Origin of the sequence: Rhodococcus sp. BH5, from assembly GCF_027583855.1 — a bacterium.
Taxonomy (GTDB): domain Bacteria; phylum Actinomycetota; class Actinomycetes; order Mycobacteriales; family Mycobacteriaceae; genus Rhodococcus_F; species Rhodococcus_F qingshengii.
In genome coordinates, this window is sequence record NZ_JAJHVW010000001.1 from 1,131,786 (window position 1) to 1,158,689 (window position 26,904).

A 26,904-nucleotide genomic window follows, 5' to 3' on the forward strand; every position below is an offset into this window, starting at 1 on the left:
ACGAAAAACGGTACCCCCGACGGGAACCGGAACTATCCCAGAACCAGGCTCGTCAGAACCTTCACACCGACGCCGAGTGCTCGCTCGTCGAGATCGAAAGTGGGTTGGTGGATGTCGAGCTGATCGCCTTCACCCGACCACACGCCGAGCCGCGCCATGGCACCCGGCACCGTTTCGAGGTACCACGAAAAGTCTTCGCCACCACCGGATTGCGGGGTGTCCGCCAAAGCATCTTGTCCGACGGTCGCGATGGCGTCCTCGAACATCCGAGTGGACACCTCGTCGTTGACGACCGGAGGCACTCCGCGACGATAGTTGAGTTGGTAGCGAACGCCGGTGGGTGCGAGCAGTCCGTGGACGATTTCTTCCACGAGCGGTTCGAGCAACTCCCACGTGTCGTGATCGCCGGTACGTACCGTGCCCGTCATCATGCCGGTCTGCGGAATCGCGTTGGGCGCCTGACCTGCGCTGACCGCGCCCCACACCATGACGGTTCCGGTACGCGGATCGATACGACGGCTGAGCATTCCCGGCAGCCCGGTCACGACGGTGCCGAGCGCGTAGATCAGATCCGTGGTCAAATGCGGCCGCGACGTGTGCCCACCCGGAGAGTCGAGGACGACCTCGATCGTGTCGGCAGCAGAGGTGATCGCACCCAGGCGCATTCCCACCTGGCCTGCCTCGAGTCGCGGATCGCAGTGCAGAGCAAAGATTCTGGACACACCGTCGAGCGCGCCCGCGGCGATGACGTCGAGTGCTCCGCCAGGCATGACTTCCTCGGCGGGCTGGAATATCAGCCGAACCCCGACGGGAAGTTCGGGCAGCGTGGCCAGAGCCAATCCGGCGCCGAGCAAGATGGTGGTGTGGGCGTCGTGCCCGCACGCATGGGACACACCGGGGACTGTGGACGAGTACGTCGCTCCGGTCGCCTCCTGCATCGGCAAAGCGTCCATGTCGGCGCGCAGTGCGATTCGTGGACCCTCCGGTCCGATATCGCACGTGAGACCGGTGCCACCGGGAAGGATCTTCGGCGACAATCCAGCGGCAGTGAGGCGGGTGGCGACGAATTCGGTGGTCGCGTATTCGCGGCGAGCCAACTCCGGGTTGGCATGGATGTGTCGACGCCACGCGACGAGGTCGTCGGTGTGCGCGTGAATCCACGTGTCGATTGCCGCGTTCACCGGCGATCTACCCCTTCCAACAGACGGGCGCGTTGTTCTGGATCGGACGCTACCCGGACAGCAGTGCGGGCCAACGCAATTGCACCGTCGACTACCGCTCGATCTGCGGAGGTGGTGATACACGCAGCCGCGAACTCCGGCTGATGTGTCACTGCCCCCGATGAATCCAAGCCTATGACCGGGTGAATTCCCGGAATCACATTGGTCACATTACCCATATCCGTACTACCCAGTGGACGGGAGCGCTCCCATTCCGCTGCCAGTGGCACCCGCCCGAGATCGACGATCTGTTCACGGTACGCCGCCGCCAGCCACGGATCGGGGGTCAGCTCGGTGTAAGTAGGCGATACCGTGCGGATTTCGTGGGTGCACCCGGTGCCGAGTGCACCCGAGGCGAAGCACGCGTCGGCACGCTCGGACAGATTGGCCAACGACGCGGCCGTTTCGGCACGCAGGTAGTAGAGCAATTCGGACCGAGCCGGAACGATGTTGGGAGCCGTGCCGCCGTCACTGACGATTCCGTGAATCTGTTGACCTGGCTGCAGGTGCTGACGCAACAGTCCGACCGCCACCTGAGCGAGCGTCGCTGCGTCGGCGGCGTTACGACCGAACTCCGGCGCAGCAGACGCATGCGCCTCGCGACCGTGATAACTCACGGCGATGTCCGCCAAGGCCAGCGAGGTCGCACCGATGATGTCGATCGGCCCTGGATGAACCATCATGGCAGCGCCGACGCCGTCGAAGGCACCACGCTCGAGCATCAGGACCTTGCCGCCACCGGTTTCCTCCGCGGGAGTACCGATCACTCGGACTGTGATACCCAGTTCGTCGGCCACGGTAGCCAACGCGATGCCGGCCCCGACCGCGGCGGCGGCAATGATGTTGTGCCCACAGGCATGACCGATCTCGGGCAACGCGTCGTACTCGGCGCAGATCGCGATGACCAACTCTCCGCTGCCGTAGGTGGCATCGAAGGCCGTCGGCAGATCGACGATCCCGTGAGTGACCGCGAAACCGTGCTGCGCCAGCAGGTCCGACACTTTGGCAGCGCTGCGGAACTCCTCGAAGGCGAGTTCCGGGTCGCTGTGAATCGAATGCGACAGCGCAATCAGATCGGCCTCTACGGACCTGACTGCGCTGTCGACATTCTGGTTCACGCGATCATTGTCTCACCCGAAGGAGAAGTTGCTCTTGTCAGTCACCTGAGCGAGGTCTGCAAGAGCATCGCGGTGGATGCCTGCCTTGATTCCCGCCAAGTTCTTGCCGTGAGTCGACGTAAGTGCCGACGCCTTGGCCACAGCAGCGGCGAGCACTCCGTCTCCGTCGACCGTTTCCTGCACGATGCCCGCAGCAAGTGCGTCGGCACCGCCGAAGCGACGCCCCGTCGTCATCGCGTCGACTGCCGTCTGCTTGGGCAGACGACTGTTCAACAGTGCTGACATGCCGACAGTGAACGGCATGTTCAGTCCGACCTCGGGGAGGCAGTAGAAGCCGCGGTCCGCGCGCATGATCTGGAAATCGTGCGAGGACGCGAGCATGGCGCCGGCGCCGAACGCGTGCCCCTGCACGGCCGCGACCGTGGCCATCGGGAAGGTCAGCAAACGGCTGTAGATGGTGTGGACCTTGTCCAGGTAGCCGGGCAGACCGTCGAGATTGCCGAAGATCCACGTCGTGTCCAGGCCGTTCGTGTAGAACTTGCCCGTCGCCGTCGTCACCAGGGCTGCGGGACCCTCGTGCGCTTCGACCTCGTCCAACTTGCTGTGAACAGCGTCGATCCACTCGGGGCCGAAGCGGTTCTCGTTGTCCGTTTCGCCCTCGTTGCCGAGGTACAGGATGAATACGTCGCCGTCGCGTTCGAGATAAGGCATGGATGGGAGAGTAACGCCCGCCAACTCACCCGGCGAACCGACCCGACTCCTCAGTAGGGTTGCTCACATGGGAACGATCGCCGAGGCCGCCGCCGCTGCTCTGTCCGCCATGACTGGCTCTTCGTCACCGTCAGTCGCCATCGTGCTCGGGTCGGGGTGGACCGATGCCGCAGACGTGTTCGGCGACGCCGGTGCGGACGTGACAGCCGAAGTCTCGATGGCGGATCTTCCTGGCTTCGCCCCACCGTCCGCCCTCGGCCATGCGGGCACCATTCGTTCGGTGCGCGTCGGAAACACCGAAGTCCTGCTGCTGCTCGGGCGCGCGCACGCATACGAGGGCCACGATCTCGGTACCGTCGTCCACCCGGTCCGGACAGCCATTGCTGCCGGCGCCGACACCGTCATCCTCACCAATGCGGCCGGCGGTATCCGCGAGGACTACGCAGTGGGACAACCAGTGCTGATCAGTGACCACCTGAACCTGACGGCCCGCTCTCCCCTCGTCGGCGCAGAGTTCGTCGACCTGGTCGACGCCTACTCGCCGGAACTGCGTGCGCTGGCTCGCTCGATCGACCCGGACCTTGCCGAGGGTGTTTACGCCGGGCTTCCCGGTCCGCATTACGAGACTCCGGCCGAGATTCGAATGCTTCGTACACTCGGCGCCGATCTGGTCGGCATGTCGACGGTTCACGAGACCATCGCGGCCCGCGCGCTCGGCGCCCGCGTTCTCGGCATCTCCATGGTCACCAATCTGGCCGCCGGAATCACGGGCGCCCCACTGGACCATCAGGAGGTGCTGGCGGCAGGCAAAGCTTCGGCGGCCCGGATGGGAGTGCTGCTGCGCCAACTGGTCGAGCAGCTGTGACACCACTGAACGTCAACGAGTGGATCGACGCCGATCCGGACCCGGTTACCCGCGCAGAATTAGCCGCCCTTTCCGAACATGAACTGGCCGAACGCTTTTCCTCACCGCTGACGTTCGGCACTGCTGGGCTTCGCGGGCCGGTACGCGGCGGACCCAACGGCATGAACCTCGCGGTCGTCATCCGGACCACGGCCGGTCTGGCGGCCTGGCTGACAGCTCGCTGCCAGGGCGGGTCCCACGTTGTGGTCGGCCGCGACGCCCGGCTCGGTTCAGAGGCATTTGCTCTGGCCGCCGCCGAGGTCATGGCAGCGGCCGGGTTCGAGGTGACCCTGCTCCCCCGCCCACTGCCGACACCGCTGGTGGCGTTCGCGGTGCGCAGGCTCGGGGCAGCGGCAGGTATCCAGATCACCGCCTCCCACAATCCTGCCGCCGACAACGGTTACAAGGTGTATCTCTCGGGCGGAGCGCAACTCGTCTCCCCCGCCGATCGTGAAATCGAGAGCGAGATCGCTCGCATCGGTAGTGCCGCCGACGTCGCGCGAGCATCGGTGATTCCGGCCGACGATTCTCTGGTCGAGGAGTACATCGCCCGCATCGCGACCCTCCCGCACGGCGACGCCCGCTCGATCCGGATTGCGCTCACGGCAATGCACGGCGTCGGGGGTGAGACTGCGACCGCGGCTCTGCGAGCAGCAGGATTCGAGGACCTGCACGTCGTGGCGGAGCAGTTCGATCCCGACCCCACGTTTCCGACCGTCGAGTTCCCCAATCCCGAAGAGCCCGGCGCCGCAGACCGCCTGCTCGCCCTTGCCCGAAGTGTCGACGCGGATCTGGCGATCGCACTCGACCCGGATGCCGACCGCTGCGCCGTCGGAGTTCGCGACGGTGATCAGTGGCGCATGTTGCGCGGCGACGAAACCGGGGTGCTCCTGGCCGACCACGTACTGAGCACGGCGCCCGAAGATTCGTTGGTGGCGACGACGATCGTCTCCTCGACCCTGCTCTCGAAGTTGGCGAAAGCCCGCGGAGCCAGGTTTGCGCAGACACTCACCGGATTCAAGTGGCTCACGCGCGCCGGCGACGGACTCGTCTACGCCTACGAGGAAGCGATCGGGCACTGCGTCGATCCGGATGTGGTGCGGGACAAGGACGGAATCTCGGCTGCCGTACTGGTGGCCGACTTGGCTGCCACCCTCGCGGGCAGCAACAGAACCCTGTTGGACGTTCTAGGCGACTATGCCGTCGAATTCGGACTGCATCGTGGGGACCAAGTATCCCGCCGCGTCGAGGATTCGAGCGACATCGCCGAAATGATGAAACGACTACGCGCCGATCCGCCAAGCCAACTCGCGGGCGAGCCGGTCACCGTCGAGGACTTGGCCGAGGTTCGCGCTGGTATGCGCACGGACGCAGTGATATTCGACGGGCCGTCGATCCGCCTGGTGGTGCGACCGTCCGGAACCGAGCCCAAGCTCAAGTGCTATCTCGAAGTTGTCGTCCCGGTGGCGAACCGCGACGATCTCGCGAACGCAGTAGAGCAGGCGAAGGCCCGGCTGGCCGAACTCCGAACCTTCGCCCTTTCGCTCTAGCGGGGTCCGAACTGCCGATCGCCGGCGTCACCGAGACCGGGGACGATGAAAGCGTTCTCGTCGAGTCCGTCGTCGATGCTCGCGATGACCAGACGAACCGGGTGGCCGGACGCTGCCAGCGCGTCGACGCCGGCCGGAGCGGCCACGACGCACACTGCCGTGACATCCGTCGCGCCACGCGCAACCAGCAAGTCGATGGTGTGCACCATCGAACCACCGGTGGCGAGCATCGGATCGAGCACGAACACCGGGATCCCGGACAGATCCGCTGGCAGGGATTCGAGGTACGGAACCGGCTGATGAGTCTCTTCGTCACGTGCCATTCCGACAAAGCCGACGCCGGCCGACGGAATCAGCGCACTCGCCTGTTCGACCATGCCCAGACCGGCCCGCAGCACGGGTACCAACAACGGCGGCTTCGCGAGCCGGATGCCCGTCGTCGCTGCCACCGGGGTGTCGACCGGGAACTCCTCGACCTCCGCGTCACGCATGGCCTCGTAGACCAGCATGTGCGTGAGCCTGCGAAGTGCGGAACGAAAAGTCGCGTTCTCACTGCGTGCATCACGCATTGTCGTCAAGAGGGCCGCCGCGAGCGGATGGTCGACTACGTGCGTTTGCATGACCATCAGAATAGTTCCTCGGGAACCGGAGCACCCCGCGCGGCGTCCAAGAAGGAGTAAGCGCAACGGGGGGAAGACAAGTTGACAAATCTGGATCTGGACACTGAAAGCATCGCGGAGTTCGCCACGCGGTTGGGCACTGTTGCCGACAACGTCGCGCAAGCTCGACAGGACGCAGCGGGTGGCGATCACATGGCTCTGTCCGCTGTGCTCGGGCTGATCGGCGGCGACTTCGTCGGCGTCGCGGGCCGGGCACAACAAGCGCACATCGACGACATCGATCGACTGTCCACTGTAATTTCCAGTGTCCGGTCGGCCGCCCTCGACGCTCATGCCGTCTATCTCGACTCCGAGGAATCGGTACGAAGGGCTCTCACCGAAGCCGCACGCTCATGATCGACGTCGACGCACTCGCACGACCGATCATCGATCTGGTCGACACTGTCGGGACTGGTGCCCCCAGCGCAAGTGGACCCGACGTCGGCATCCGAATCGCCACGGACGCCCTCGAGATCGCATACCAATTGGGAAGCGCTGCTCTGAGCGAACTGGCGTCCTCTCAGAGCTCGTCCACGGCACTCACCGCTGCGGTGACCAAAACCGAGCAGACGCAGACGTCGACGCGAAACCTCGCCGATCGTGGGACCGACATCGCCGGCGTCGTGGACGAAGCGACAACGTCCGTGTACGCGGGAATGACCGAACTCGGTGAGATTCTCCAGTCCTTTCTGACACTCGCGATCAAGGCCGGGCCGACGCTGATGACACCGACGGGCCAATTGATGTTGTTGTCGGCCGCGTTGGAGCACCTCGGACGCGCGGTATCGGTTATCGAGCGGGTACGCGGTGAGTTGGCCGGGTCGACCGACAAGATGTCCGCACTCGTCCCGTCCGTCCCGATACCCGATCCCGCACCTGGGGTCTCCGAGTCGGCGGGTGGTTCCGGTTCCGCAAGTGGTTCCGGTTCCGCAAGTGGTTCCGGTTCCGCAAGTGGTTCCGGTTCCGTCGGTGGCGTTGAGGTCGAACTTCCCGACGGCTCGATTGCCACCGCACCGAACGCCGAGGCCGCTGCTGCCGTACGCAACGCGCTCACTCAACAGGGTGTCCCGTACGCCTGGGGAGGCACGACGCCGGGAGTCGGTCTGGACTGCAGCGGGCTGACTCAATGGGCGTACGGCCAGGCCGGAGTCGATATTCCGAGGTTGGCTCAGGAACAGGGAATCGGGAACCAGGTCGATCAGAACAATCTGATGCCGGGCGACCTCGCGGTCTGGGACGGACACGTCGCCATGGTGATCGGCAACGGTCAGATGGTCGAAGCCGGCGATCCTGTCGAGATCAGCGCCATCCGAACCACGAACAGCGGCATGGGCTTTCACGGCTTCTACCGTCCGACGGAATGACAGGGAATCATGCCCGAGAACAAGCGCGAATCACCGCCGATCATCACAGCCGTAGCCGTCAACCGCGCCAGAACCATCGCGGTCCGCGCCACGGAGCACGCCGTGCCCGTGGACCTGCGGATCAGCCAGGACGAACTGCGGTACGGCGGGCAGCGGTTGGCGCAGCAGATACTCACGCTGTGCTCACATGCAGCAATCGAAGCCGGCGCCCGCCATCGTGTGGAGCTCGAGGAGACCGGAGTCCCGGCAGCGATCCTCGATCGGCTCGGTCTACCGACCCGAGACGAACTGGCCGATGTCGACGCCGCCGAGGGCCAGAACCTTCCGTCGAGCTGGATGCGTTCGATATGAGCGAGATTGATCGAATCATGGAGCTGGCGAAACACCGGACGGGACTCTTGCAGGACGCCGTCGACGGGGTCGGCGCTCTTCGGGTAGTCGTCTCGAGCGAGGGTGGGATAGTCACGGCGACTGTCGACGGGCTGGGCGCTCTGGTCGACCTACGGATCACCGACGCAATCACCGCGATGAATTCTCAGACGGTGGCCGCATTGACGGTGGCCACGATTCACCAGGCAGTTCAACAGTCCAACGACGAACGCGAGCGACTGGTCAGTGAGCTCCGAGTAGCCCTGAAACAAACGTGACGAACCCCCGCTATGCCTTTCGCGCTGCGGTGGATAGGCTTCCGCCCATGGCTGGAGACATCGTCCCTATCGAAATCGGACTCACCGACGGAGACCTCGTCACTTTGTGGGCACCTCGCTGGCGCGAGGGCGACGACGAGTGGGAAGCGTTTCTCGGCCATGAGGAAGACCTCTACGGGTTCTCCTCCGTCGCGGAACTCGCGGCCTTCATCCGAACGGACTCCGACAACGACCTGGTCGAGCATCCGGCGTGGGCCGTCGTCTCCGGACTGTCGGCAGCCGAGTTGGAACCGGAAGAGAACTTCACGTTCGACTTCGTCGGCGTGCCGGAACTGGCCGCAGGTGACCCTGAGGCATTGGTGGTCTCGGAACTCGAGGACACCCTGAACATGGCTCGCAACATCGGTGAGGTGTGCGAACTCGACGCGGTCATCCGCTTCTTCAGCGGCCATCCGGTACTCGGCGCGCTTGCCACCGGCGCCGGCACCTTCGAAGGCCGCGAAGGCCTGGAGCTGTGGGACCAGGTCGGCGCTGCGATCGTCAAGGACTGGGACGCCGTTCTCGACGCCATCGACAAGGTGGTCACCTCCCCGAAGGTCGATGCAGCTGCTGTGGCGGTCGCCGAAGCTGAACTGCTCGCTGCCGCCGAGAACACCGTCGACGCCGACGATGTCGCCGAGGAGGGCGAGGACGAGGAATTCGACGAAGACGACCTCGAAGAGGACGAAGACGAAGTCGAGACCTTCTGGGGTGAGGTCGGTGTCGACCCGATCCGCATCATCACCTCGGCCGAGACGTTCTACACTCTGCGCTGCTACATGGGAGATCAGGCGATCTTCCTCGGCAAGGACGGACTGATCACCGTCTTCCGTAGCGAGCGCGCACTCGCTCGCTACCTCGCCGACAACCACGAACACGATCTCTCGCAGGTCAGTACGTACGGCGAAATTCAGAATGCGGCCGTCGACGGTTCACTCGAAATCGAGGTCACGGACGAGAACGTCTACGTTCTGCCCGGTATCGCCGACGACCTCGCCCAGGGCCCGGACGTCGTAGATGCCGAGCAGCTGGAACTCGCAGTCGAATTGTTCACCGATGCAGCAGATTTCGCCGACGACGACTCCACCGAGGAGGCTCTGTCCGCGTCGAACGAGCTGGGTTGGTACGTCTCGTACCTCCTCAACCCCGATCCGTCGCGGATGGCTCCGAGTGCGCCGTTCACCAAGGAATCCGAGGCCTGGCGCGAACTCGAGCGCGAGTTCGAGGCCCGGCTTCGATCTGAGTAGTCGGGCGCACGTCATCTAGCCGATGAGCACGGCGTAGCCCGGCTTGATGACGTCGTCGATCAACGCGAGGCGCTCGTCGAACGGGATGAAGGCCGACTTCATCGCGTTGATGGTGAAGCGTTCGAGATCGGTCCATCCGTAACCGAAGGTCTCGACCAACGCGGCCATTTCCCGGCTCATGGTGGTGTCGCTCATCAGCCTGTTGTCGGTGTTGACGGTCACTCGGAAGCGCAAGTCCGCCAAGAGTCCGAACGGATGGTCCGCCAGGGCGGCTACGGCTCCGGTCTGCACGTTCGAACTCGGGCACAGTTCCAGGGGAATGCGCATGTCACGGACGTAGTTCGCGAGCCGACCCAACTCTGCCCCACCTTGCACGCCTACGTCGATGTCGTCCACGATCCGCACGCCGTGGCCCAACCGATCCGCTCCGCAGAAGGCGATGGCTTCGTGGATCGACGGCAACCCGAAAGCCTCACCCGCGTGAATCGTGAAGTGGGCGTTCGCGTCACGCATGTACTCGAACGCGTCGAGGTGCCGGCTCGGTGGGTTTCCGGCCTCGGCGCCGGCGATGTCGAACCCGACCACTCCGCGGTCCCGGAATCGCACCGCGAGTTCGGCGATCTCCCGCGACCGGGCGGCATGCCTCATCGCCGTCAGGAGACAGCCGATGCGGATCTCCCGTCCCGCGACCCTGGCAGCGGATTCGCCGGCCCGGAAACCTTCGAGAACGTGCTCGACGACCTCGTCCAAACTCAGGCCTTGTTCCAGGTGCTGCTCGGGCGCAAAACGGACCTCGGCATAGACGACGTTGTCGTCGGCCAGATCCTCGGCACACTCACGTGCCACCCGTGCGAGCCCTTCGGGGGTCTGCATCACGGCGACTGTGTGCGCGAACGTTTCGAGGTAGAGCTCGAGCGATCCACTGTCAGCGGCAGTTCGGAACCATTGCGCCAGTTCGGAAGCCGTATTCGCCGGCAGCTCGTCGTAGCCACATTGCTCGGCCAGTTCGAGAACGGTCTCGGGTCGGAGTCCTCCGTCGAGATGATCGTGGAGAAGAACTTTGGGTGCGCTGCGGATCGTGGTCAACTCCGGTGCGTTCATTCGCCAACGCTAACGCGAATCACCCACAATTCGCTCGATGAGCAACGGTCGCGAAACGGTGTCGGAATCGGTCCCGATCGACCATCCACCGCCGAGGCTTCGTCGCGCTGCATCAAATCTCTCGGGAGTGTCGGTGTGCAGTGTCATCAGCTTCTGTCCGGCGCGGACCACGTCGCCGGGCTTCGCGTGCATCTCGATGCCGGCACCGGCCTGAACGGCTTCGCCCTGCCGTTCGCGTCCGGCTCCCAGTTTCCAGGCTGCGATGCCGACCGCCATGGCGTCGAGTCGGGTCAGTACGCCGTCTCGGTCCGCGGTGACGACGTCGCTGTGCCGGGCCACCGGCAGTGCTGCGTGCGGGTCCCCACCTTGGGCGGCGATCATCGCGCGCCACCGGTCCATGGCTGTGCCGTCGGACAGTTTGTCTGCGGGGTCGATACCGTCGATCCCAGCCGCGGACAGCATCTCCCGAGCCAGGACCAGGGTCAGCTCGACGACGTCCGACGGCCCGCCGCCTGCCAGCACCTCGACGGATTCACGCACCTCGAGAGCGTTGCCAGCCGTCAATCCCAGCGGGGTGTCCATCCCGGTGATGAGAGCACTTGTACGCACGCCGGCGTCGTTGCCCAACTCGACCATCGTGCGTGCCAACTTTCGCGCGTCGCCGAGGTCCTTCATGAACGCTCCGGAACCGACTTTGACGTCGAGTACCAGGGCGCCGGTTCCCTCGGCAATCTTCTTGCTCATGATCGAACTTGCGATCAGCGGAATGGATTCCACCGTTCCGGTCACGTCGCGCAGCGCGTAGAGCTTCTTGTCCGCGGGGGCCAGATTCGCTCCGGCAGCGCAGATCACCGCGCCGATTTTCGGATCCGAGAGAATGTCGACCATCTCCGTCGCCGTGAGCTCGGCTCGCCAACCTGGAATGGCCTCGAGCTTGTCGAGAGTTCCACCGGTGTGGCCGAGTCCGCGGCCCGACAACTGCGGGACTGCAAGACCACAGGCAGCGACGAGGGGTGCAAGCGGAAGGGTGATCTTGTCCCCCACTCCACCGGTCGAATGCTTGTCGACGGTGGGCAGCGGCAAGTCCGAAAAGTCCATCCTCCCGCCGGATTCGATCATCGCCTCGGTCCATCGGCCGGTCTCTGCTCGTGACATTCCTCGGAAATAGATCGCCATCGCGAGCGCCGACATCTGCTCGTCGCCGACGATCCCCTGTGTGAACGCCTGAACTATCCAGTCGATCTCGGTTCCCGACAACTCGCGGCCGTCACGCTTGGCGCCGATGATGGAAACTGCGTCAAACATGGCGGAGCCCCTCTGCTTGTTCCGGCCCGAAAGCATCAGGCAACAGCTCGCTCAGCGGCTTGAACCCACTGCTCGTGTCGACAAGCATCTCACCCCCGCCGTGCTCGAGAAGAAGCTGTCTGCACCTGCCGCATGGCATCAGAATCGAGCCCTTCGCGTCGCAGCACGTGAAGGCAACCAGCCGCCCGCCCCCGGTGGCGGCTAAGTTACCGACGAGTCCGCATTCGGCACACAGGCTCAAACCGTATGAGACATTTTCCACATTGCATCCTGAGACGATCCGACCATCGTCTACCAGGGCAGCTGCACCCACTGCATAGCCCGAGTACGGTGCATAAGCCTGCCGCATGACCACTTGCGCGTTGTGCCGCAACAACTTCCAGTCGATGTCACCCATGGTTCGTTATCCAATCACGCCGACTGAATGGATGCAGAAACCACGCCGAAACCGGCTAGGTGAGATTGGAAAGGCAAACCTTACAAAGAGTTTGGTACGCGTACGAATCCCGCATCTGATTAGTTCCCGGTTTCACATAGGTTTAGAGTCTGAGTCAAGTCGGTTCAGGATCCCGTCGAGCCCGGGCTGAGGTACATCGAAGCTCTCTGCAGGCTCGACGCGTCCACCAATGACGTTGGAGGCACAGCACTCGATGAGTACTACGACTGAAGCCGCTCCTCAGAAGGAGCGCACGAGGTCGCTTTACCGGGGCGACCCCGGAATGTGGTCCTGGGTTCTACACCGGATCACAGGCGTCGCTACTTTCTTCTTCCTATTCGTACACGTTCTCGATACGGCACTCGTTCGGGTCAATCCCGATACGTACGACGCCGTCATCGACACGTACAAGAACCCCCTCGTCGGCCTCATGGAGATCGGCCTCGTCGGCGTAGTCCTCTACCACGCCCTCAACGGCGTGCGCGTGATGTTGGTGGACTTCTGGTCGAAGGGCCCGAAGTACCAGCGCGTCATGCTCTGGACCATTCTGACGATCTGGTTCCTGGTGATGATCCCAGGCGCCGGACGCATCCTCATCAACATGTTTGCGGAGCACTGACATGGCGACTACTCACGGACCCGAAGCCAAGAGCCTGGGCACCTCATACGACCGTCCCGCAAGCCTGGACAACCCGCGGTCCCCGCGCGCGAAGGCTCGGAACAACTTCGAGTTGTACGCATGGCTGTTCATGCGCTTCTCCGGCGTCGCCCTGATCGTTCTGGTCCTGGGCCACATGTTCATCATGCTGATGCTCGACGGTGGCGTTCACCGTCTGAACTTCGCGTTCGTCGCAGGTCGCTGGTCCAGCCCGTTCTGGCAGTTCTGGGATCTGACGATGTTGTGGCTGGCACAGCTGCACGGCGGTAACGGTCTGCGCACGGTCATCGCGGACTACTCCCGCAAGGACTCCACGCGCTTCTGGCTGACCACGATCCTCGTTCTCTCGATGATCCTGATCATGGGCCTGGGCACGTACGTCATCTTCACCTTCGACCCCAATATCTCGGCGAGCTAGGGGAGCACAGACTTCATGCAGGAACATCGTTATGACGTGGTCATCGTCGGCGCCGGTGGCGCAGGCATGCGTGCGGCAATCGAAGCTGGCCCCCGTGCCCGCACGGCCGTACTGACCAAGCTCTACCCCACCCGCAGCCACACCGGCGCGGCCCAGGGCGGCATGTGTGCCGCACTGGCGAACGTGGAGGAAGACAACTGGGAGTGGCACACCTTCGACACCGTCAAGGGCGGCGACTACCTCGCCGACCAGGACGCCGTCGAGATCATGGCCAAGGAGGCCATCGATGCGGTGCTCGACCTCGAGAAGATGGGTCTGCCGTTCAACCGCACGCCCGAAGGCAAGATCGACCAGCGTCGATTCGGTGGCCACACACGCGACCACGGCAAGGCACCCGTCCGCCGTGCGTGTTACGCCGCCGACCGCACCGGTCACATGATCCTGCAGACGCTCTACCAGAACTGCGTCAAGCACGACGTCGAGTTCTTCAACGAGTTCTACGCGCTCGACATCGCCATCACCGAGACCGAGGACGGCCCGGTTGCCACCGGTGTCATCTGCTACGAGCTCTCGACCGGCGAGCTGCACATCTTCCACGCCAAGTCGATCGTCTTCGCGACCGGCGGCTCGGGACGCATGTACAAGACGACGTCCAACGCGCACACCCTCACCGGTGACGGCATGGGCATCATCTTCCGCAAGGGCCTGCCCCTCGAGGACATGGAGTTCCACCAGTTCCACCCGACAGGACTCGCCGGTCTCGGCATCCTGATCTCGGAAGCCGTCCGCGGTGAAGGTGGCATTCTCCGTAATGCCGACGGTGAACGCTTCATGGAGCGTTACGCACCCACCATCAAGGACCTCGCTCCTCGTGACATCGTGGCGCGTTCGATGGTCCTCGAGGTTCTCGAAGGCCGCGGCGCCGGCCCGAACAAGGACTACGTCTACATCGACGTGACGCACATCCCCGAGGAAGTTCTCGACGAGAAGCTCCCCGACATCATGGAGTTCTCGCGCACCTACCTCGGCGTGGACCCCGTCAAGGAGCCCGTGCCCGTCTACCCGACGTGCCACTACGTCATGGGCGGTATCCCCACCAAGATCAACGGTGAGGTGCTGCGCAACAACGACGAGATCGTCAAGGGTCTGTACGCGGCCGGCGAATGCGCCTGTGTCTCCGTACACGGTGCAAACCGTCTCGGTACCAACTCGCTCCTCGACATCAACGTGTTCGGCCGTCGCGCCGGCATCGCTGCCGCCGAGTACGCGAACTCCACCGAGTTCGTCGACATGCCGGAAACCCCGGCCGCGATGGTCGAAGACTGGGTCGGCGTCATCCTGTCCGATCACGGCCACGAGCGCGTTGCGGACATCCGCACCGAGCTGCAGCAGTCGATGGACAACAACGCCTCCGTCTTCCGCACCGAAGAGCGCCTCACCCAGGCTCTCAAGGATGTGCGTGCTCTCAAGGAGCGCTACAACCACATCACGGTCCAGGACAAGGGCAAGCGCTACAACAGCGACCTGCTCGAGGCCATCGAGCTGGGCTTCCTCCTCGAAATGGCAGAGGTCACCGTCGTCGGCGCCCTCAACCGCAAGGAATCGCGCGGCGGCCACGCTCGCGAGGACTTCCCGGATCGCAACGACGCCGAGTACATGAAGCACACGATGGCGTACAAGGAGGGTGACGGCCTGCTCTCCGACATCCGTCTGGACTACAAGCCGGTGATCCAGACCCGCTACGAGCCGATGGAGCGTAAGTACTGATGTCTGCGCCTGCTGTAGATGCACCCAAACTCCCCGCTGTTCCCGAGGGGGCCGTCATGGTCACTCTCAAGATCGCGCGGATGAATCCCGAATCGGGCGAGGGCCAGCACTGGGACAGTTTCCAGGTCCCGGCACTGCCCACCGACCGTCTGCTCAACCTGCTGCTGTACGTAAAGGGTTACCTCGACGGCACCCTCACGTTCCGTCGCAGCTGCGCACACGGTGTCTGTGGATCGGACGCCATGCGGATCAACGGTGTGAACCGTCTGGCCTGCAAGCTGCTGATGAAGGACATGCTGCCCAAGGACGGCAAGCCGGTCACCATCACGGTCGAGCCCATCAAGGGCCTGCCCGTCGAGAAGGACCTGGTTGTCGACATGGAGCCCTTCTTCGACGCATTCCGCGCCGTGAAGCCGTTCCTCATCACCAGTGGCAACGAGCCCACTCGTGAGCGCATCCAGAGCCAGCACGACCGTGCTCGTTTCGACGACACCACCAAGTGCATCCTCTGCGCATGCTGCACCACGTCGTGCCCCGTGTACTGGAGCGACGGCAGCTACTTCGGTCCCGCTGCCATCGTGAACGCACACCGGTTCATCTTCGACAGCCGTGACGAGGCCGCTTCCGAGCGTCTCGACATCCTGAACGACAAGGACGGCGTGTGGCGTTGCCGCACCACGTTCAACTGCACCGACGCGTGCCCCCGCGGCATCCAGGTGACAAAGGCTATTCAGGAAGTCAAGCGAGCACTGCTCTTCGCTCGATAGTCAGGCCTTCGACCCTGTGCGCGGTTAGGGAGTCTCCGGACTCCTTAACCGCGCACAGCTATGTCGGGGGCATGTTGAGCGGTGTCACGACTTGAACCGGTGACGTCGTAAAGCCGAAGTGAGCACCCATGGCGCCGTGTTCCTTCATGACCACCTGACAGGCAGTGCGAACATCCGCACGCAGATCGTGGTGGAGCACCGCTGATATTCGCCTCTCCCCCAGCAACTTTCGATTGTCACCGTCGAGATCGTGGGCGATGAAGACACTGCACTCCCGGTTCAGTTCTTCGAACGCGTCGACCGTGGCCAGGTTGCCACCACCGATCGAATACACGGCACGGATCTGCGGATCGGATTCGAGTGCCGCTCGCACCAGTTTCCTACTCGTCTGATCCAGACCGTCACTGTTCGGAATGTCGATCAACCGTCGATGCGGAGCCGAGACTCGCATGGCGGAGCGAAATCCCATCTCCCGTTCTTCCTCCCCGCGGAAGAACCCGCTGCTCATGCTGACCAGCACGTTGCCTTCCCTATCCCCCAGCCACTGATCTATCAAGTACGCGGCGGTGGCTCCGGCGGCTCGGTTGTCGATGCCGATGTAGGCGGCTCGCCTGCTGCCGGCAACGTCGGTCACCAACGTGACGACCGGAATCCTTGCCGCCACCAACCGGTCGATCGCCGACACGACTTCCGGAGTGTCGGGAGCCTTGACGATGACTCCGTGGGAGCCGCGCCGGCGAATCTTGTCGAGCGTCGACGTCATCGCTTCTACCGAACCGGTTTCACGAAAGTGAAACCTGGAACGAACAACAGCGGGTGCAAGGGTGGGCAGTTCGGCCTCGAGCGCGTCACGGACGGCGTCGGAAAACCTTGCAGGAGTTTGCAACACGACGTCGACGATGAACGTGCGACCGACCAGTTTCAGTTGCGAGCGTTGACGTTCCAGGTCCGTGATCGCCTGGCGAACCTCCGATCGTGTGCCGTCGCGAACTCCAGGACGGTCGTTGAGCACCCGGTCGACGGTGGCCTCACTCAGGCCCGACTGCTGAGCGATCTCCCGCACTTTGAATCGATGCGCCACAACTACCTCACGATGATGGATATTTGATGGTTTTTTGCTGTTGCTCGAGGTCTTCGTCACAGCCAGACTAAACCCATGACTTCTACGCCGGGCGTAACCAGGCCCGCACTCCTGGCCGACACCGTCTTACTCGTCAGTGGCGGCTCGCAAGGCGTCGGCGCCGGAATCGTTCGCGCCGCAGTCCGTGAGGGCGCTCAGGTGGCTTTCACCGGCCGACGCCCGGACGTCGGAAAGGCTCTCGAGACAGAACTTCCGGGAACTCACTTCATCGAAGCCGATGTGGCACAAACGGATTCCGCGCTCGACAGCGTGGCCGAGACGATCTCTCACTTCGGCCGCGTGGATGCTCTGGTCAATTCCGCCGGGCTCACTTCACGCGGAACGCTGCTCGACACCACCGAAGAACTCTTCGACCAGCACATCGCGGTGAACCTTCGCGGTCCGTTCTTCACGATGCAGGCAGCAGTCAAAGACATGCGCGAGCGTGCGGTCCCCGGGTCCATCGTCAACATCATCTCCACGTCCGAACTCGGCGGGCAACCGTATCTCGCGCCGTACGTGGCAGCGAAGGCCGGGCTGGCGGGGCTGACCCGCAACGCCGCCCATGCGCATCGCTGGGATCGTATCCGGATCAACGGTCTCGACATCGGGTGGACACAGACCGAGGGTGAAGACCTCACGCAGAGAGCTTTTCACGACGCTGGTGACGACTGGCAGGAACGTGCGGGCAGCACCCTCCCCATGGGCAAGCTCGGACAGGTCGACGAAATCGCCGACTTCGTCGTCTTCCTGCTCGCCGATCGCAGCGGAGTCGTGACGGGTTCGATCATCGACTGGGACCAGAACGTCTTCGGAGGGCTGGACTGATGGGCGCTCGTATCGGAGTCGTCGGCCTCGGACGAATCGGCAGCTACCACGCCCGAAACCTGCTGACGCTAAACGGCGTCGACGCGCTGGTTGTCACCGATGTCGACGCACGTCGAACCTCGGACGTGGCAACCGAACTCGATGTGCAGTCCGCTACTGACCCGGCGGCTCTTCTCGCGTCGGGCATCGACGGCGTTCTGATCGCCGCGTCGTCGAGTTCACATGCCGAATTGATCGAAGCCGCTGTCCGCCTAGACATCCCGACGTTCTGCGAAAAGCCGGTAGCCGACTCCATCGAATCCTCCGTTCGTGTACTCGCGACTGCCGAACAGACGTCGGTACCAGTCCAGATCGGATTTCAGCGCCGATTCGACCCGTCATTTGTGGCGGCGTACGACGCGGTTCGATCTGGAGAACTCGGTTGGATCCACACTCTCCGATCGACCACCCTCGACCCCGCTCCCCCGCCGATCTCGTACATCGAACACTCCGGCGGCATCTTCCGCGACTGCTCGATCCACGACTTCGACATCGTCCGGTGGATCAGCGGCCGCGAAGTCACCACGGTTTTTGCCACCGGCTCGAATCAGGGTGATCGCGGGATCGCCGATGCCGGTGACGTCGACACCGCCGCTACGGTTCTCACTTTCGAAGGCGGAACCATCGCGGTCGTGTCGAATACCCGCTACAACGGCCGCGGCTACGACTGCCGACTCGAGGTACTCGGCTCGGCGGACTCCGTCGTTGCCGGGCTGGACGACCGCTTGCCACTCCGCTCCCTCGACCCCGAAACATCGTTCCCCTCGAAGGAGCCGTACACGTTCTTCATGGACCGCTTCACGTCTGCCTACCGTGCGGAACTCGAAGCATTCCTCGGCGTTGTCGCCGGGCGTCGGGAATCACCGTGCACGCCCGCAGATGCGGTCGAGTCGGCCTGGATCTCCGAAGCTGCAACGCACTCTCTGCGCGAGGGTCGGCCCGTCACGATCACCGAAGTCAAAGATCTGTTCCTTCACGACAAGAATGAGGCACACACATGAGCATTCCTCGCATCGCCGGCGCACCGATCTCCTGGGGCGTGTGCGAAGTCCCGGGCTGGGGCTACCAGCTCGACCCTGCGCAAGTCCTCCGGGAAATGCGCGAAGTCGGTCTGGCGGCAACGGAAATCGGACCGGAGGGCTTTCTGCCGACTGCACCCGCCGAAATGGCCAAGGTGCTCGCGGATCACGATCTGAGCGCAGTCGGCGGGTTCGCACCGGTACTGCTGCATGATCGCGATCATGATCCGGTTCCCGGCATCTCCCCCATCCTCGATGGTTTCGTCGCCTCGGGTGCCGAGGTTTTGGTCCTGGCCGCCGCGACGGGTTCCGACGGCTACGATTCACGCCCGGAACTGGACGAGCAGAGTTGGAAAACCCTGCTGCACAATCTCGATCGCCTCACCGACGCCGCGGCCGAGCGCGGAATCAGGGCAGTTGTCCACCCTCACGTCGGAACGATGATCGAGCAGCGCGACGAGGTCCTGCGAGTGCTCGACGGCTCGGCCATCCCCCTGTGCCTGGATACCGGCCACCTGTTGATCGGCGGCACCGATCCGGTCGACCTGGCGCGTCAAGCTCCCGAGCGCATCACCCACGTGCATCTCAAGGACGTCGACGATGCCCTCGCATCACGCGTTCGCAGAGGTGAGCTCACCTACACCGACGGCGTAAAGGCGGGAATGTACCGTCCACTCGGTGGCGGCGACGTCGACATCGCCGGTGTCACAGCCATATTGCAGCGCCACGGTTTCGACGGGTGGTACGTGCTCGAGCAGGACACCATTCTGGCCGAAGCGCCGTCGGACGAGGGACCGGTGCGCGATGTGCGAGCGAGCGTCGAGTATCTGCGGTCGGTTCTGTGACACCTACCCCGCTGCGGATAGGCATTCTGGGAGCCTCACGCATCGCCGAGAACGCGATGATCAAACCTGCAACGGCCACCGGGCACCGCCTGGTGGCCGTTGCCGCACGCGACCCCGAGCGGGCCAGAGCCTATGCGGCCCAGCATGGGATCGAACGGGTGGTCGGTTCGTACGCCGAGCTGATCTCAGATCCGGAGGTGGACGTCGTCTACAACGCGCTACCCAACAGCCTGCACGGACCGTGGAATCTCGCCGCCGTTCGGGCCGGCAAGCACGTGCTGACGGAGAAACCGTTTTCGAGCAATGCGGTCGAAGCGCGTGCTGTAGCCGAGTCGGCGCGCGTGAGCGGAGTGACGCTGCTCGAGGGGTTCCACTACCTCTTTCATCCGGTGAACCGGCGCCTGCTGGATCTGGTTCGAAGCGGCACAGTCGGCGCGGTCACTCGGGTGGAAACCGTACTGCGGATGCCCACACCATCCGAGAACGACCCGCGGTGGGAGCTCGCCTTGGCAGGCGGGTCACTGATGGACCTGGGCTGCTACGGGTTACATGCTTCCCGGACGCTGAGTGACGTCTGTGGTGGTGCGCCAGTGGTGACCGGGACCCGCCACAAGGAATATGCTCCGAGGGTTGATTCGTGGTTCGACATCGAACTCGAATACCCCAGCGGCGCCACGGCATCCGTGGTGACCACGATGTTGGACGAGCGGTATCACTTCACCTTCCGAGTATTCGGCACTGAAGGAGACGTCCTGGTACACAACTTCCTGCAGCCGGACATCGACGACCGTGTCTCCGTCACGGCCGGTGGGCGCACGAGCGTCGAGCATCTGGGCACGAAGTCGTCGTACACCTATCAACTCGAAGCGTTCGCCGATCATCTGTCCGGGGTCTCGGCGCTGCCGATCGGGCCGGGCGACGCGGTAGCCAACATGACGATGATCGACGAGGCGTACATGCATTCCGGCCTCGGGGTTCGGCCGACGACCATCCTGTGACGAAACGACTACAGCCTCGGTTCGATTCGAACCGAGGCTGTAGTCGCGAGGTTTTGATCTAGCGGCGAAGCTCGTGGGTCAGCGTCTCGAGCTCGTCACCGCCCGCCATCTCCTTGGTCAGTTCTTCGAGTGAGATGTCGTCGTACTTGGCGTCGAGCTTCTGCCTGCCTCGGTTGAGGAGCACGAAGTGATCGCCGACCATGTACGCGTGGTGCGGATTGTGCGTGATGAAGATGACGCCGAATCCCTGTTCCTTGGCAGCGGTGATGTAGCGCAACACCATTCCCGACTGCTTGACGCCGAGCGCTGCTGTCGGCTCGTCGAGAATCAGCACGCGCGCGCCGAAGAAGATGGCGCGGGCGATGGCAACACACTGACGCTGACCGCCCGAGAGACTACCGATCGGTGCGTCGACGTCAGGCAGTTCGATGCCCATCTTCGACAGTTCCGAAAGAGTCGTCGCGCGCATGGCGTTGGCGTCGAGCGACTTGATCAGACCGCCCTTGCGCAGTTCCTGCCCGAGGAAGAAGTTGCGCCACACCGGCATCAACGCAACGACGGCGAGGTCCTGATAGACCGTCGCGATGCCTTTGCCAAGCGCTTCTTTCGGCGAGTGGAACGTTGTCGGTTCGCCGTCGACGAGTAGTTCACCTTCGCTCTGCTGGTGCAGACCGGCGATGATCTTGATCAGCGTGGACTTGCCTGCGCCGTTGTCACCGAGCACGCCCGTTACTTCACCCGCACCGACGCGCAGGTTGATTCCCTTGAGCGCGATGATGTTTCCGTATTGCTTACCGACGTCCTTGAGCTCGATCAGTGGCACGTTGCCGCCCGAGTTCGAGAGAGCGGGAACTTCAGCTGTGGTACTCATGTGTCACCTTTTCGCAGCGTAGTTGCGGAATGCGTTGTTGGCGATGACCGCGAAGAGCAGCATGGCGCCGAGGAAGAACTTGAACCAGTCCGGGTTCCAGCCTGCGTAGACGATGCCCTGGTTGGTCATACCGAAGATGAATGCACCGATCGCAGCGCCGATCGCGGTTCCGTAACCACCGGTGAGCAGGCAACCGCCGATGACTGCGGCGATGATGTACAGGAACTCGTTACCGACACCCTGACCGGACTGAACGGTGTTGAACGAGAACAGCAGATGCATGCCCACGAACCAGGCAGCAAAGCCGACGGTCATGAACAAACCGATCTTGACTGCGGTCACCGGGACACCGATCGCGCGGGCACTGTCCTGATTGCCGCCGACCGCGAAGATCCAGTTGCCGATCTTGGTCTTGAACAAAACAAATGTTGCAATCGCGGTGAACAGCAGCCACCACACGACCGTGATCTTGACGGACACCCCGAAGACCGAGAACGACGACGCGAATACCTTTTTCGCGGAATCGAATCCGGCCATGTCGGAGACGCTGGGTGTGGCCACCTGACCACTCACGAGCTTGGTGACGGCCAGGTTGATGCCGGTCAACATCAGGAACGAACTCAAGGTGATGAGGAAGCTGGGAATCTTCGTCTTCATGACGAGGTAGCCGTTGAAGAATCCGACGGCGAGCGAGACGACCAGCGCCAGAATCGCGCCCACCCACAGGTTGAGGTGCAGGTTGTAGGCGATCATCGACGCGGCGAGCGAGGACGTGGTGACTGCGACGCCGGCGGAGAGGTCGAACTCGCCGCCGATCATGAGCAGGGCGACCGCGCAAGCCATGATGCCGATCGTGGAGCTGGAGTAGAGCACTGTCGCAAGCGCTTCCGGCGTACGGAACGGTGCCGCGACGATACAGAAGAAGATGAAGATGGCGATGGCGCCGACAAGTGAACCCATCTCCGGGCGGAGCAGCAGACGCTGAATGCGCTTTTGCTCCTTCACCCGTTCATCGGTCACGACTTTATGGGCGGCAAGGTCGAGATCTGCCTGAGTGGACATGATTTCCCTTCCGTGCTGGACAGGCGCACGGAGGGCGGACTCTCAGCCCTCCGTGCGCCCGGATCAGCGAGTTCCGTTCTTGGCGTACTCGGCGACCGAGTCGATGTTGGTGTTGTCGATGAACGCGGGTCCGGTCAGGGTGGGCAAGCCACCACCGATCACGTTGCCGTTGTTGAGGTAAAGCCACAGCGAATCGATGGCGAGGTAGCCCTGCAGGAAGGGTTGCTGGTCCACTGCCCACTGCACGTCACCGGATTTGATAGCGTCGACGAGCGCCGCGTTGGTGTCGAAGGTGACGACCTTCGCCTTGCTGCCCGCATTGCCGACCGACGTCACGGACGTCAATGCGAACGGCGCACCGAGCGCGAGAACTCGATCGATTGCCGGGTCCTGTTGAAGTTTCGCGGTGATGGTCGACTCCACCGACGGCATGTCCTTGCCGTTGACGTTGAGAATCTCCGTCGTTCCCTTGAACGACTTCTTCACACCGGCGCACCGTGATTCGAGGCTCACGTTGCCCTGCTCCTGAATCACGCACAGCACCTTGGTGGCACCTTCGGTGTTGAGTCGCTCGCCGGCAGCTTCACCGGCAATCGACTCGTCCTGACCGAAGTACTCCTTGACGCCCATGTCCTTCCAGGTTTCGAGGCCCGAGTTGAGGGCGACCACCGGAATGCCCGCGGCGGTGGCACTTTGGACCGCTGCAACCATGGCGTCGGGCTTCGCGAGCGTGACGGCGATCCCGTCGACCTTGCTGTCGATCGCACTCTGAACCAAGTTGGCCTGGTTCGGTGCCTCGGGATCGGCGGAGTACCGAAGTTCGATGTTGTCCTTGGCCGCTGCGGTTTCGGCGCCCTTGCGCACCAGATCCCAGAACGTGTCACCGGGAACTTCATGGGTGATCATCGCAATGGTGGCGCGGGGCGTGTCCGCCGTACCCGCGCCCATTCCGGATCCGGAAGAATCCGGCTTACCGCCGGTGCTGGAACAGGCGGCCAGACCCAAGACCACGACTGAGGCTCCGGCCAGTACGGCAACGCTCTTGCGTCCCGTGAGAAACGACATGTGAACTCCCTCTCGACATCAACCAACGGCCCGCGAACGGATGGTGCTCGGTTGTATGTGAAAGATGTAATACCCGTCACAGTCGAATGTCAATAGTTTGTTCTGACATTAGGACTGCTTATCAAAGACGGGACAAACTAGTTTAGGTCGAAACGCCAGGTCAACGCCCTACGAGTCCAGTTGAACCTCGAACTACAAGTTGTGGTTGCGCGACTATGTCCCTGCCCAAGAGTCCACTTCCGCCGTCGAGGCGTTCGGAGATTCGCTCCACCGCGGCGCCACCCAGAAACGCCGTGTCCTGCCCGACACTGGTCAGATCGATGTGCGCCAAACCTGCCAATGCACTGTTGTCGAATCCGATCACGGAGACGTCTCCGGGCACCGAGACTCCCGCACGCAAGAAGACGTCCAGGACTCCTAGCGCGCAACGATCATTGAAAGCGAAGACCGCACCGGGAATCCCTTGTTCGACCATCGACCGCGCGGCGTCCGCGCCGAACTCCTCCGTGAGGCCGCCGGGAAGTATCCGCGATTCCAGTCCGGCCGCCCGCATGGCCTTCCGGTAGCCCTGACGCCTCTCCTGGGCGCCCGGACCGCGTCCGCCGTCGACGTGGACGATCGAGCGGTGCCCGAGTCCGACGAGATGATTCACGGCCATCACGGCGCCCGCCTCGTCGTCCGTGCGGACAACGTCCACATGTGCTGAGGGCATCTTCCGGGCGAGCACGACGACGGGAACCTTCGCCGCCAGGTCGACGATCTCCGATTCCGGCGCCTGCGAACCCAACAGCAAGATCGCCTCGCATCGGTCGTCGAGCAGGGTGCGCACGGCGCGCGAGCCAGGCCTGCGGTCCGAGACGGCGCTGAGAACGACGTCGTAGCGCAAGCGTTCGGCTGCGTCGTAGATCTCGTCGAGCAGCTCCGCGTGAAAGGTTTGCGCGGCAACATAACTGACACCGATCAGGCGGCTGCGATGCTGGCGCAGCAGTCGCGCCGCGTTGTCGGGTCGATAGCCGAGTTCGTCCGCGGCCGCCTTGACCCGTACCCGCGTCGCATCGCTGGCACCCGGGACATCACGAATGACGATGGACACCAGTGCGCGTGACACACCGGCCAGGTCTGCTACGTCTTGCAAGGTGGGGCGTCGACTGTTCACCTCCACAGACTAGATCGTTCCAGCGAATACACGCCGAAACGTTGACGCACGAGGCAACCAGCGCTTTACTGACACGACTAGAACGATCTAGTTCCTCATCCTCACTCCGAACGGAGCCCCCATGTCTGCCTCTGTTGCAGTCGGTCTGATCGGCGCTGGATGGATCGGCCGTTTCCACGGCGAGTCCGTCGCGCTGCGTATCCCCGGCACCCGTCTCGTCGCCGTCGCCGATCCTGCGCCCGGCGCTGCGGCGTCGTTGATCGAACGTGTCAGTCCCGACGCCCGCGCGTACACCGACGCCCTTGAGCTGATTGCCGATCCGACCGTCGAAGCGGTGCTCATCAGTACGCCCGCATCAACTCACACCGATCTCGTGGTAGCAGCAGCGGAGGCCGGCAAGCATGTCTTCTGCGAAAAGCCGATGGCTTTGACACTCGAGGACGCCGATCGCGCAATCGGCGCATGCGCCGCGAACAATGTTGCGCTGCAGGTCGGTTTCAACCGGCGCTTCGCCGCCGACTTCGCCGCGGCACACGACGTGATCACCTCCGGTGGGATCGGGACACCGCAGCTACTTCGCTCTCTGACTCGCGATCCGGGAATCACCGCCGACGTCGCCTCCCGAGTCAAGCCGTGGACCATCTTCAACGAGACACTGATTCACGACTTCGACGCCCTGCTCTGGCTCAACCCGGGGGCACGCGTCGTCGAGGTGTTCGCGCAGGCCGATGCTCTCGTCCATCCGCAGTACAAGGAGCAGGGGTACCTCGATACGTCGATGGTTCAGTTGCGGTTCGACAACGGCGCCTTCGCGTCGGCCGAGGCCAACTTCCAGGCCACCTACGGTTACGACGTTCGCGGCGAGGTTTTCGGTTCCGGTGGAATGGTGAGTGCAGGCGAGGTCACGCGGACCGCGATGCGTCATTACAGCTCACCGGGCGTTCGGGCCGACACACCTCGGGTGAACATCGAACTGTTTCACGACGCCTATGTTGCCCAGCTGGCGCACTTCGCAGACTGCATCCGCTCCGGCAGCGCGCCGTCGGTCGACGGTCTCGATGCTCGCAACGCCCTGGAAATCGCACTGGCTGCAAAAGAATCCGTGGAAACCGGACTGCCCGTATCGCTGCTGTCGGTGCCGCAGTGAGCCCCTTCGATTTGGCGGTCTCTGCCGAGATGACGTTCACCGAACTACCTGTCGTCGAACGCATTCGGCGGATCTCGGAGGCGGGGTTCGCAGCCGAGATCTGGAGTTGGCAAGACAAGGACCTCGATGCCCTGGTCGCCACCGGGGCTCGGTTCTCCTCGATGACCGGCTATCTTCACGGCGATTTGTTCGACGAAGCGGGCAGCGCCGAACTCGTACGTACAGCGGCGCTATGCCTCACGCCGGCAGCGAAACTCGGCGTTCCTCGGCTGAACTTCCATACCGGCGAGCTGATCGACGGACAGGCCGCGCGCCCGCAGTATCGAACTACGGGAGCGATGTGGCTGACGGCCCAACGCGCTCTCGAGAAGATCGCGCGACTGGGTGAAGACGCCGGAGTCGTCTTCTGCCTCGAGAATCTCAATACGATCGTCGATCACCCTGGCGTACCGATGGCCCGAGCCAAAGACACTCTGGCACTGGTGGAATCCGTCTCACACCCCAATCTCAAGATGATGCTCGACCTCTACCACGCACAGATCGGCGAAGGAAACCTCATCGAACTCGTGCGGCGTTGTGGTGACAACATCGGGGAGATTCAGGTGGCCGACGTACCCGGCCGATGCGAACCCGGAACCGGCGAGATCAACTACCCAGCCATCGCACGCGTTCTCGCCGAGCAGGGTTACACCGGCACGATCGGATTGGAGGGCTGGGCATCCGGAGACAGTGACACCGCACTCACTGCTTTCCGGAACGCCTTCACTCTCTAACTCTCACCCAGGAACGTGATCCCGTCGTAGCGCGCAGATTTTCCGTCACCGGTCGAGTCCACGGGGAGCG

29 protein-coding genes are annotated in these 26,904 nt (G+C 63.3%); 17 read left to right on the top strand and 12 right to left on the bottom strand.

Annotated elements, in window-relative coordinates:
- Positions 1–32 precede the first annotated feature (32 nt).
- Genes RhoBH5_RS05190 through RhoBH5_RS05200 form a run of 3 tightly spaced genes read right to left on the bottom strand, consistent with a single transcriptional unit; the run spans position 33 to position 3,049 of the window.
- Positions 33–1,181 (bottom strand): M20 family metallopeptidase, encoded by a 1,149-nt coding sequence (locus RhoBH5_RS05190; protein ID WP_003940741.1) that lies wholly within the window; start codon positions 1,179–1,181, stop codon positions 33–35.
- Positions 1,178–2,338: a M20 family metallopeptidase gene (locus tag RhoBH5_RS05195; protein WP_003940688.1), complete on the bottom strand. Its 1,161-nt coding sequence runs from the start codon at positions 2,336–2,338 to the stop codon at positions 1,178–1,180. The genes RhoBH5_RS05190 and RhoBH5_RS05195 overlap by 4 nt, the downstream gene beginning before the upstream one ends.
- Before the next feature lie 12 nt (positions 2,339–2,350).
- Entirely contained in the window at positions 2,351–3,049 is a 699-nt protein-coding gene (locus RhoBH5_RS05200) for an enoyl-CoA hydratase-related protein (RefSeq protein ID WP_003940710.1), read from the bottom strand.
- 67 nt (positions 3,050–3,116) lie between these two features.
- Between RhoBH5_RS05200 and RhoBH5_RS05205 the strand changes: the two genes are divergently transcribed.
- Positions 3,117–3,914 carry a purine-nucleoside phosphorylase gene (locus RhoBH5_RS05205; protein ID WP_007727315.1) on the top strand — a complete coding sequence of 266 codons (798 nt, stop codon included), beginning with the start codon at positions 3,117–3,119 and terminating at the stop codon, positions 3,912–3,914.
- The gene (locus RhoBH5_RS05210) at positions 3,911–5,503 is read left to right on the top strand and encodes a phospho-sugar mutase (RefSeq protein WP_270008006.1); all 1,593 of its coding nucleotides are present in this window, start codon (positions 3,911–3,913) and stop codon (positions 5,501–5,503) included. The genes RhoBH5_RS05205 and RhoBH5_RS05210 overlap by 4 nt, the downstream gene beginning before the upstream one ends.
- Here the strand turns inward: RhoBH5_RS05210 and upp are convergent.
- Entirely contained in the window at positions 5,500–6,123 is a 624-nt protein-coding gene (gene upp, locus RhoBH5_RS05215; protein WP_007727319.1) for a uracil phosphoribosyltransferase, read from the bottom strand. The two genes, RhoBH5_RS05210 and upp, sit on opposite strands and share 4 nt — an antisense overlap.
- A gap of 81 nt (positions 6,124–6,204) precedes the next feature.
- Between upp and RhoBH5_RS05220 the strand changes: the two genes are divergently transcribed.
- The 5 genes from RhoBH5_RS05220 to RhoBH5_RS05240 are packed head-to-tail and all read left to right on the top strand — an operon-like array spanning position 6,205 to position 9,459.
- Entirely contained in the window at positions 6,205–6,519 is a 315-nt protein-coding gene (locus RhoBH5_RS05220; RefSeq protein WP_042449627.1) for a type VII secretion target, read from the top strand.
- A complete protein-coding gene (locus RhoBH5_RS05225) occupies positions 6,516–7,526 on the top strand; it encodes a C40 family peptidase (RefSeq protein ID WP_065352209.1) in 1,011 nt (336 codons plus the stop codon). The genes RhoBH5_RS05220 and RhoBH5_RS05225 overlap by 4 nt, the downstream gene beginning before the upstream one ends.
- A 9-nt stretch (positions 7,527–7,535) precedes the next feature.
- Positions 7,536–7,877, top strand: coding sequence for a hypothetical protein (locus RhoBH5_RS05230; protein ID WP_065352208.1), 342 nt, complete (start codon positions 7,536–7,538; stop codon positions 7,875–7,877).
- A complete protein-coding gene (locus RhoBH5_RS05235; protein WP_007727324.1) occupies positions 7,874–8,173 on the top strand; it encodes a YbaB/EbfC family nucleoid-associated protein in 300 nt (99 codons plus the stop codon). The genes RhoBH5_RS05230 and RhoBH5_RS05235 overlap by 4 nt, the downstream gene beginning before the upstream one ends.
- Before the next feature lie 47 nt (positions 8,174–8,220).
- Entirely contained in the window at positions 8,221–9,459 is a 1,239-nt protein-coding gene (locus tag RhoBH5_RS05240) for a hypothetical protein (protein WP_003940713.1), read from the top strand.
- Positions 9,460–9,474: 15 nt separating this feature from the next.
- On the opposite strand, the gene RhoBH5_RS05245 is transcribed toward RhoBH5_RS05240, so the two are convergent.
- The 3 genes from RhoBH5_RS05245 to RhoBH5_RS05255 are packed head-to-tail and all read right to left on the bottom strand — an operon-like array spanning position 9,475 to position 12,262.
- The gene (locus RhoBH5_RS05245) at positions 9,475–10,560 is read right to left on the bottom strand and encodes an adenosine deaminase (protein WP_050654872.1); all 1,086 of its coding nucleotides are present in this window, start codon (positions 10,558–10,560) and stop codon (positions 9,475–9,477) included.
- A 9-nt stretch (positions 10,561–10,569) separates the two neighbouring features.
- Entirely contained in the window at positions 10,570–11,865 is a 1,296-nt protein-coding gene (locus RhoBH5_RS05250) for a thymidine phosphorylase (protein WP_214514467.1), read from the bottom strand.
- Positions 11,858–12,262, bottom strand: a complete 405-nt coding sequence (locus tag RhoBH5_RS05255) for a cytidine deaminase (RefSeq protein ID WP_019747693.1) — start codon at positions 12,260–12,262, stop codon at positions 11,858–11,860. The genes RhoBH5_RS05250 and RhoBH5_RS05255 overlap by 8 nt, the downstream gene beginning before the upstream one ends.
- 253 nt (positions 12,263–12,515) lie before the next feature.
- Here RhoBH5_RS05255 and sdhC point away from each other — a divergent pair, with 253 nt between their 5' ends.
- From sdhC to RhoBH5_RS05275, 4 genes are read left to right on the top strand one after another with little or no spacing between them, the layout of a single operon-like run.
- Positions 12,516–12,920, top strand: a complete 405-nt coding sequence (gene sdhC, locus RhoBH5_RS05260) for a succinate dehydrogenase, cytochrome b556 subunit (protein ID WP_020969155.1) — start codon at positions 12,516–12,518, stop codon at positions 12,918–12,920.
- Between the two features lies 1 nt (position 12,921).
- Positions 12,922–13,377 carry a succinate dehydrogenase hydrophobic membrane anchor subunit gene (locus RhoBH5_RS05265; RefSeq protein ID WP_003940699.1) on the top strand — a complete coding sequence of 152 codons (456 nt, stop codon included), beginning with the start codon at positions 12,922–12,924 and terminating at the stop codon, positions 13,375–13,377.
- Positions 13,378–13,392: 15 nt separating this feature from the next.
- Positions 13,393–15,144 (top strand): succinate dehydrogenase flavoprotein subunit, encoded by a 1,752-nt coding sequence (gene sdhA, locus RhoBH5_RS05270; RefSeq protein WP_003941011.1) that lies wholly within the window; start codon positions 13,393–13,395, stop codon positions 15,142–15,144.
- On the top strand, positions 15,144–15,911 hold the full coding sequence (locus RhoBH5_RS05275; protein WP_003940925.1) for a succinate dehydrogenase iron-sulfur subunit: 768 nt from the start codon (positions 15,144–15,146) through the stop codon (positions 15,909–15,911). The genes sdhA and RhoBH5_RS05275 overlap by 1 nt, the downstream gene beginning before the upstream one ends.
- A 58-nt stretch (positions 15,912–15,969) precedes the next feature.
- Here RhoBH5_RS05275 and RhoBH5_RS05280 read toward each other — a convergent pair whose 3' ends face one another.
- Positions 15,970–16,992 (bottom strand): LacI family DNA-binding transcriptional regulator, encoded by a 1,023-nt coding sequence (locus tag RhoBH5_RS05280; RefSeq protein WP_218680024.1) that lies wholly within the window; start codon positions 16,990–16,992, stop codon positions 15,970–15,972.
- Between the two features lie 75 nt (positions 16,993–17,067).
- Between RhoBH5_RS05280 and RhoBH5_RS05285 the strand changes: the two genes are divergently transcribed.
- Genes RhoBH5_RS05285 through RhoBH5_RS05300 form a run of 4 tightly spaced genes read left to right on the top strand, consistent with a single transcriptional unit; the run spans position 17,068 to position 20,760 of the window.
- Positions 17,068–17,859, top strand: a complete 792-nt coding sequence (locus tag RhoBH5_RS05285) for an SDR family oxidoreductase (protein WP_270008007.1) — start codon at positions 17,068–17,070, stop codon at positions 17,857–17,859.
- Positions 17,859–18,899 (top strand): Gfo/Idh/MocA family protein, encoded by a 1,041-nt coding sequence (locus RhoBH5_RS05290; protein WP_256520550.1) that lies wholly within the window; start codon positions 17,859–17,861, stop codon positions 18,897–18,899. The genes RhoBH5_RS05285 and RhoBH5_RS05290 overlap by 1 nt, the downstream gene beginning before the upstream one ends.
- Positions 18,896–19,762, top strand: a complete 867-nt coding sequence (locus RhoBH5_RS05295) for a TIM barrel protein (RefSeq protein WP_083057759.1) — start codon at positions 18,896–18,898, stop codon at positions 19,760–19,762. Before RhoBH5_RS05290 ends, RhoBH5_RS05295 begins: the two co-directional genes overlap by 4 nt.
- Positions 19,759–20,760, top strand: coding sequence for a Gfo/Idh/MocA family protein (locus RhoBH5_RS05300; RefSeq protein WP_083057757.1), 1,002 nt, complete (start codon positions 19,759–19,761; stop codon positions 20,758–20,760). Before RhoBH5_RS05295 ends, RhoBH5_RS05300 begins: the two co-directional genes overlap by 4 nt.
- A 58-nt stretch (positions 20,761–20,818) precedes the next feature.
- On the opposite strand, the gene RhoBH5_RS05305 is transcribed toward RhoBH5_RS05300, so the two are convergent.
- From RhoBH5_RS05305 to RhoBH5_RS05320, 4 genes are all read right to left on the bottom strand, one after another.
- The gene (locus tag RhoBH5_RS05305) at positions 20,819–21,631 is read right to left on the bottom strand and encodes an ATP-binding cassette domain-containing protein (protein WP_007727336.1); all 813 of its coding nucleotides are present in this window, start codon (positions 21,629–21,631) and stop codon (positions 20,819–20,821) included.
- A 3-nt stretch (positions 21,632–21,634) separates the two neighbouring features.
- Entirely contained in the window at positions 21,635–22,693 is a 1,059-nt protein-coding gene (locus tag RhoBH5_RS05310; RefSeq protein WP_003940759.1) for an ABC transporter permease, read from the bottom strand.
- 63 nt (positions 22,694–22,756) lie between these two features.
- A complete protein-coding gene (locus RhoBH5_RS05315; RefSeq protein WP_007727338.1) occupies positions 22,757–23,758 on the bottom strand; it encodes a substrate-binding domain-containing protein in 1,002 nt (333 codons plus the stop codon).
- Between the two features lie 160 nt (positions 23,759–23,918).
- Positions 23,919–24,920: a LacI family DNA-binding transcriptional regulator gene (locus tag RhoBH5_RS05320; RefSeq protein ID WP_007727340.1), complete on the bottom strand. Its 1,002-nt coding sequence runs from the start codon at positions 24,918–24,920 to the stop codon at positions 23,919–23,921.
- A gap of 115 nt (positions 24,921–25,035) precedes the next feature.
- Here RhoBH5_RS05320 and RhoBH5_RS05325 point away from each other — a divergent pair, with 115 nt between their 5' ends.
- Both RhoBH5_RS05325 and RhoBH5_RS05330 read left to right on the top strand, forming a co-directional pair.
- Positions 25,036–26,061: a Gfo/Idh/MocA family oxidoreductase gene (locus RhoBH5_RS05325; RefSeq protein ID WP_007727343.1), complete on the top strand. Its 1,026-nt coding sequence runs from the start codon at positions 25,036–25,038 to the stop codon at positions 26,059–26,061.
- Entirely contained in the window at positions 26,058–26,834 is a 777-nt protein-coding gene (locus RhoBH5_RS05330) for a TIM barrel protein (RefSeq protein ID WP_080726629.1), read from the top strand. Before RhoBH5_RS05325 ends, RhoBH5_RS05330 begins: the two co-directional genes overlap by 4 nt.
- The last annotated feature ends 70 nt before the right edge of the window (positions 26,835–26,904 follow it).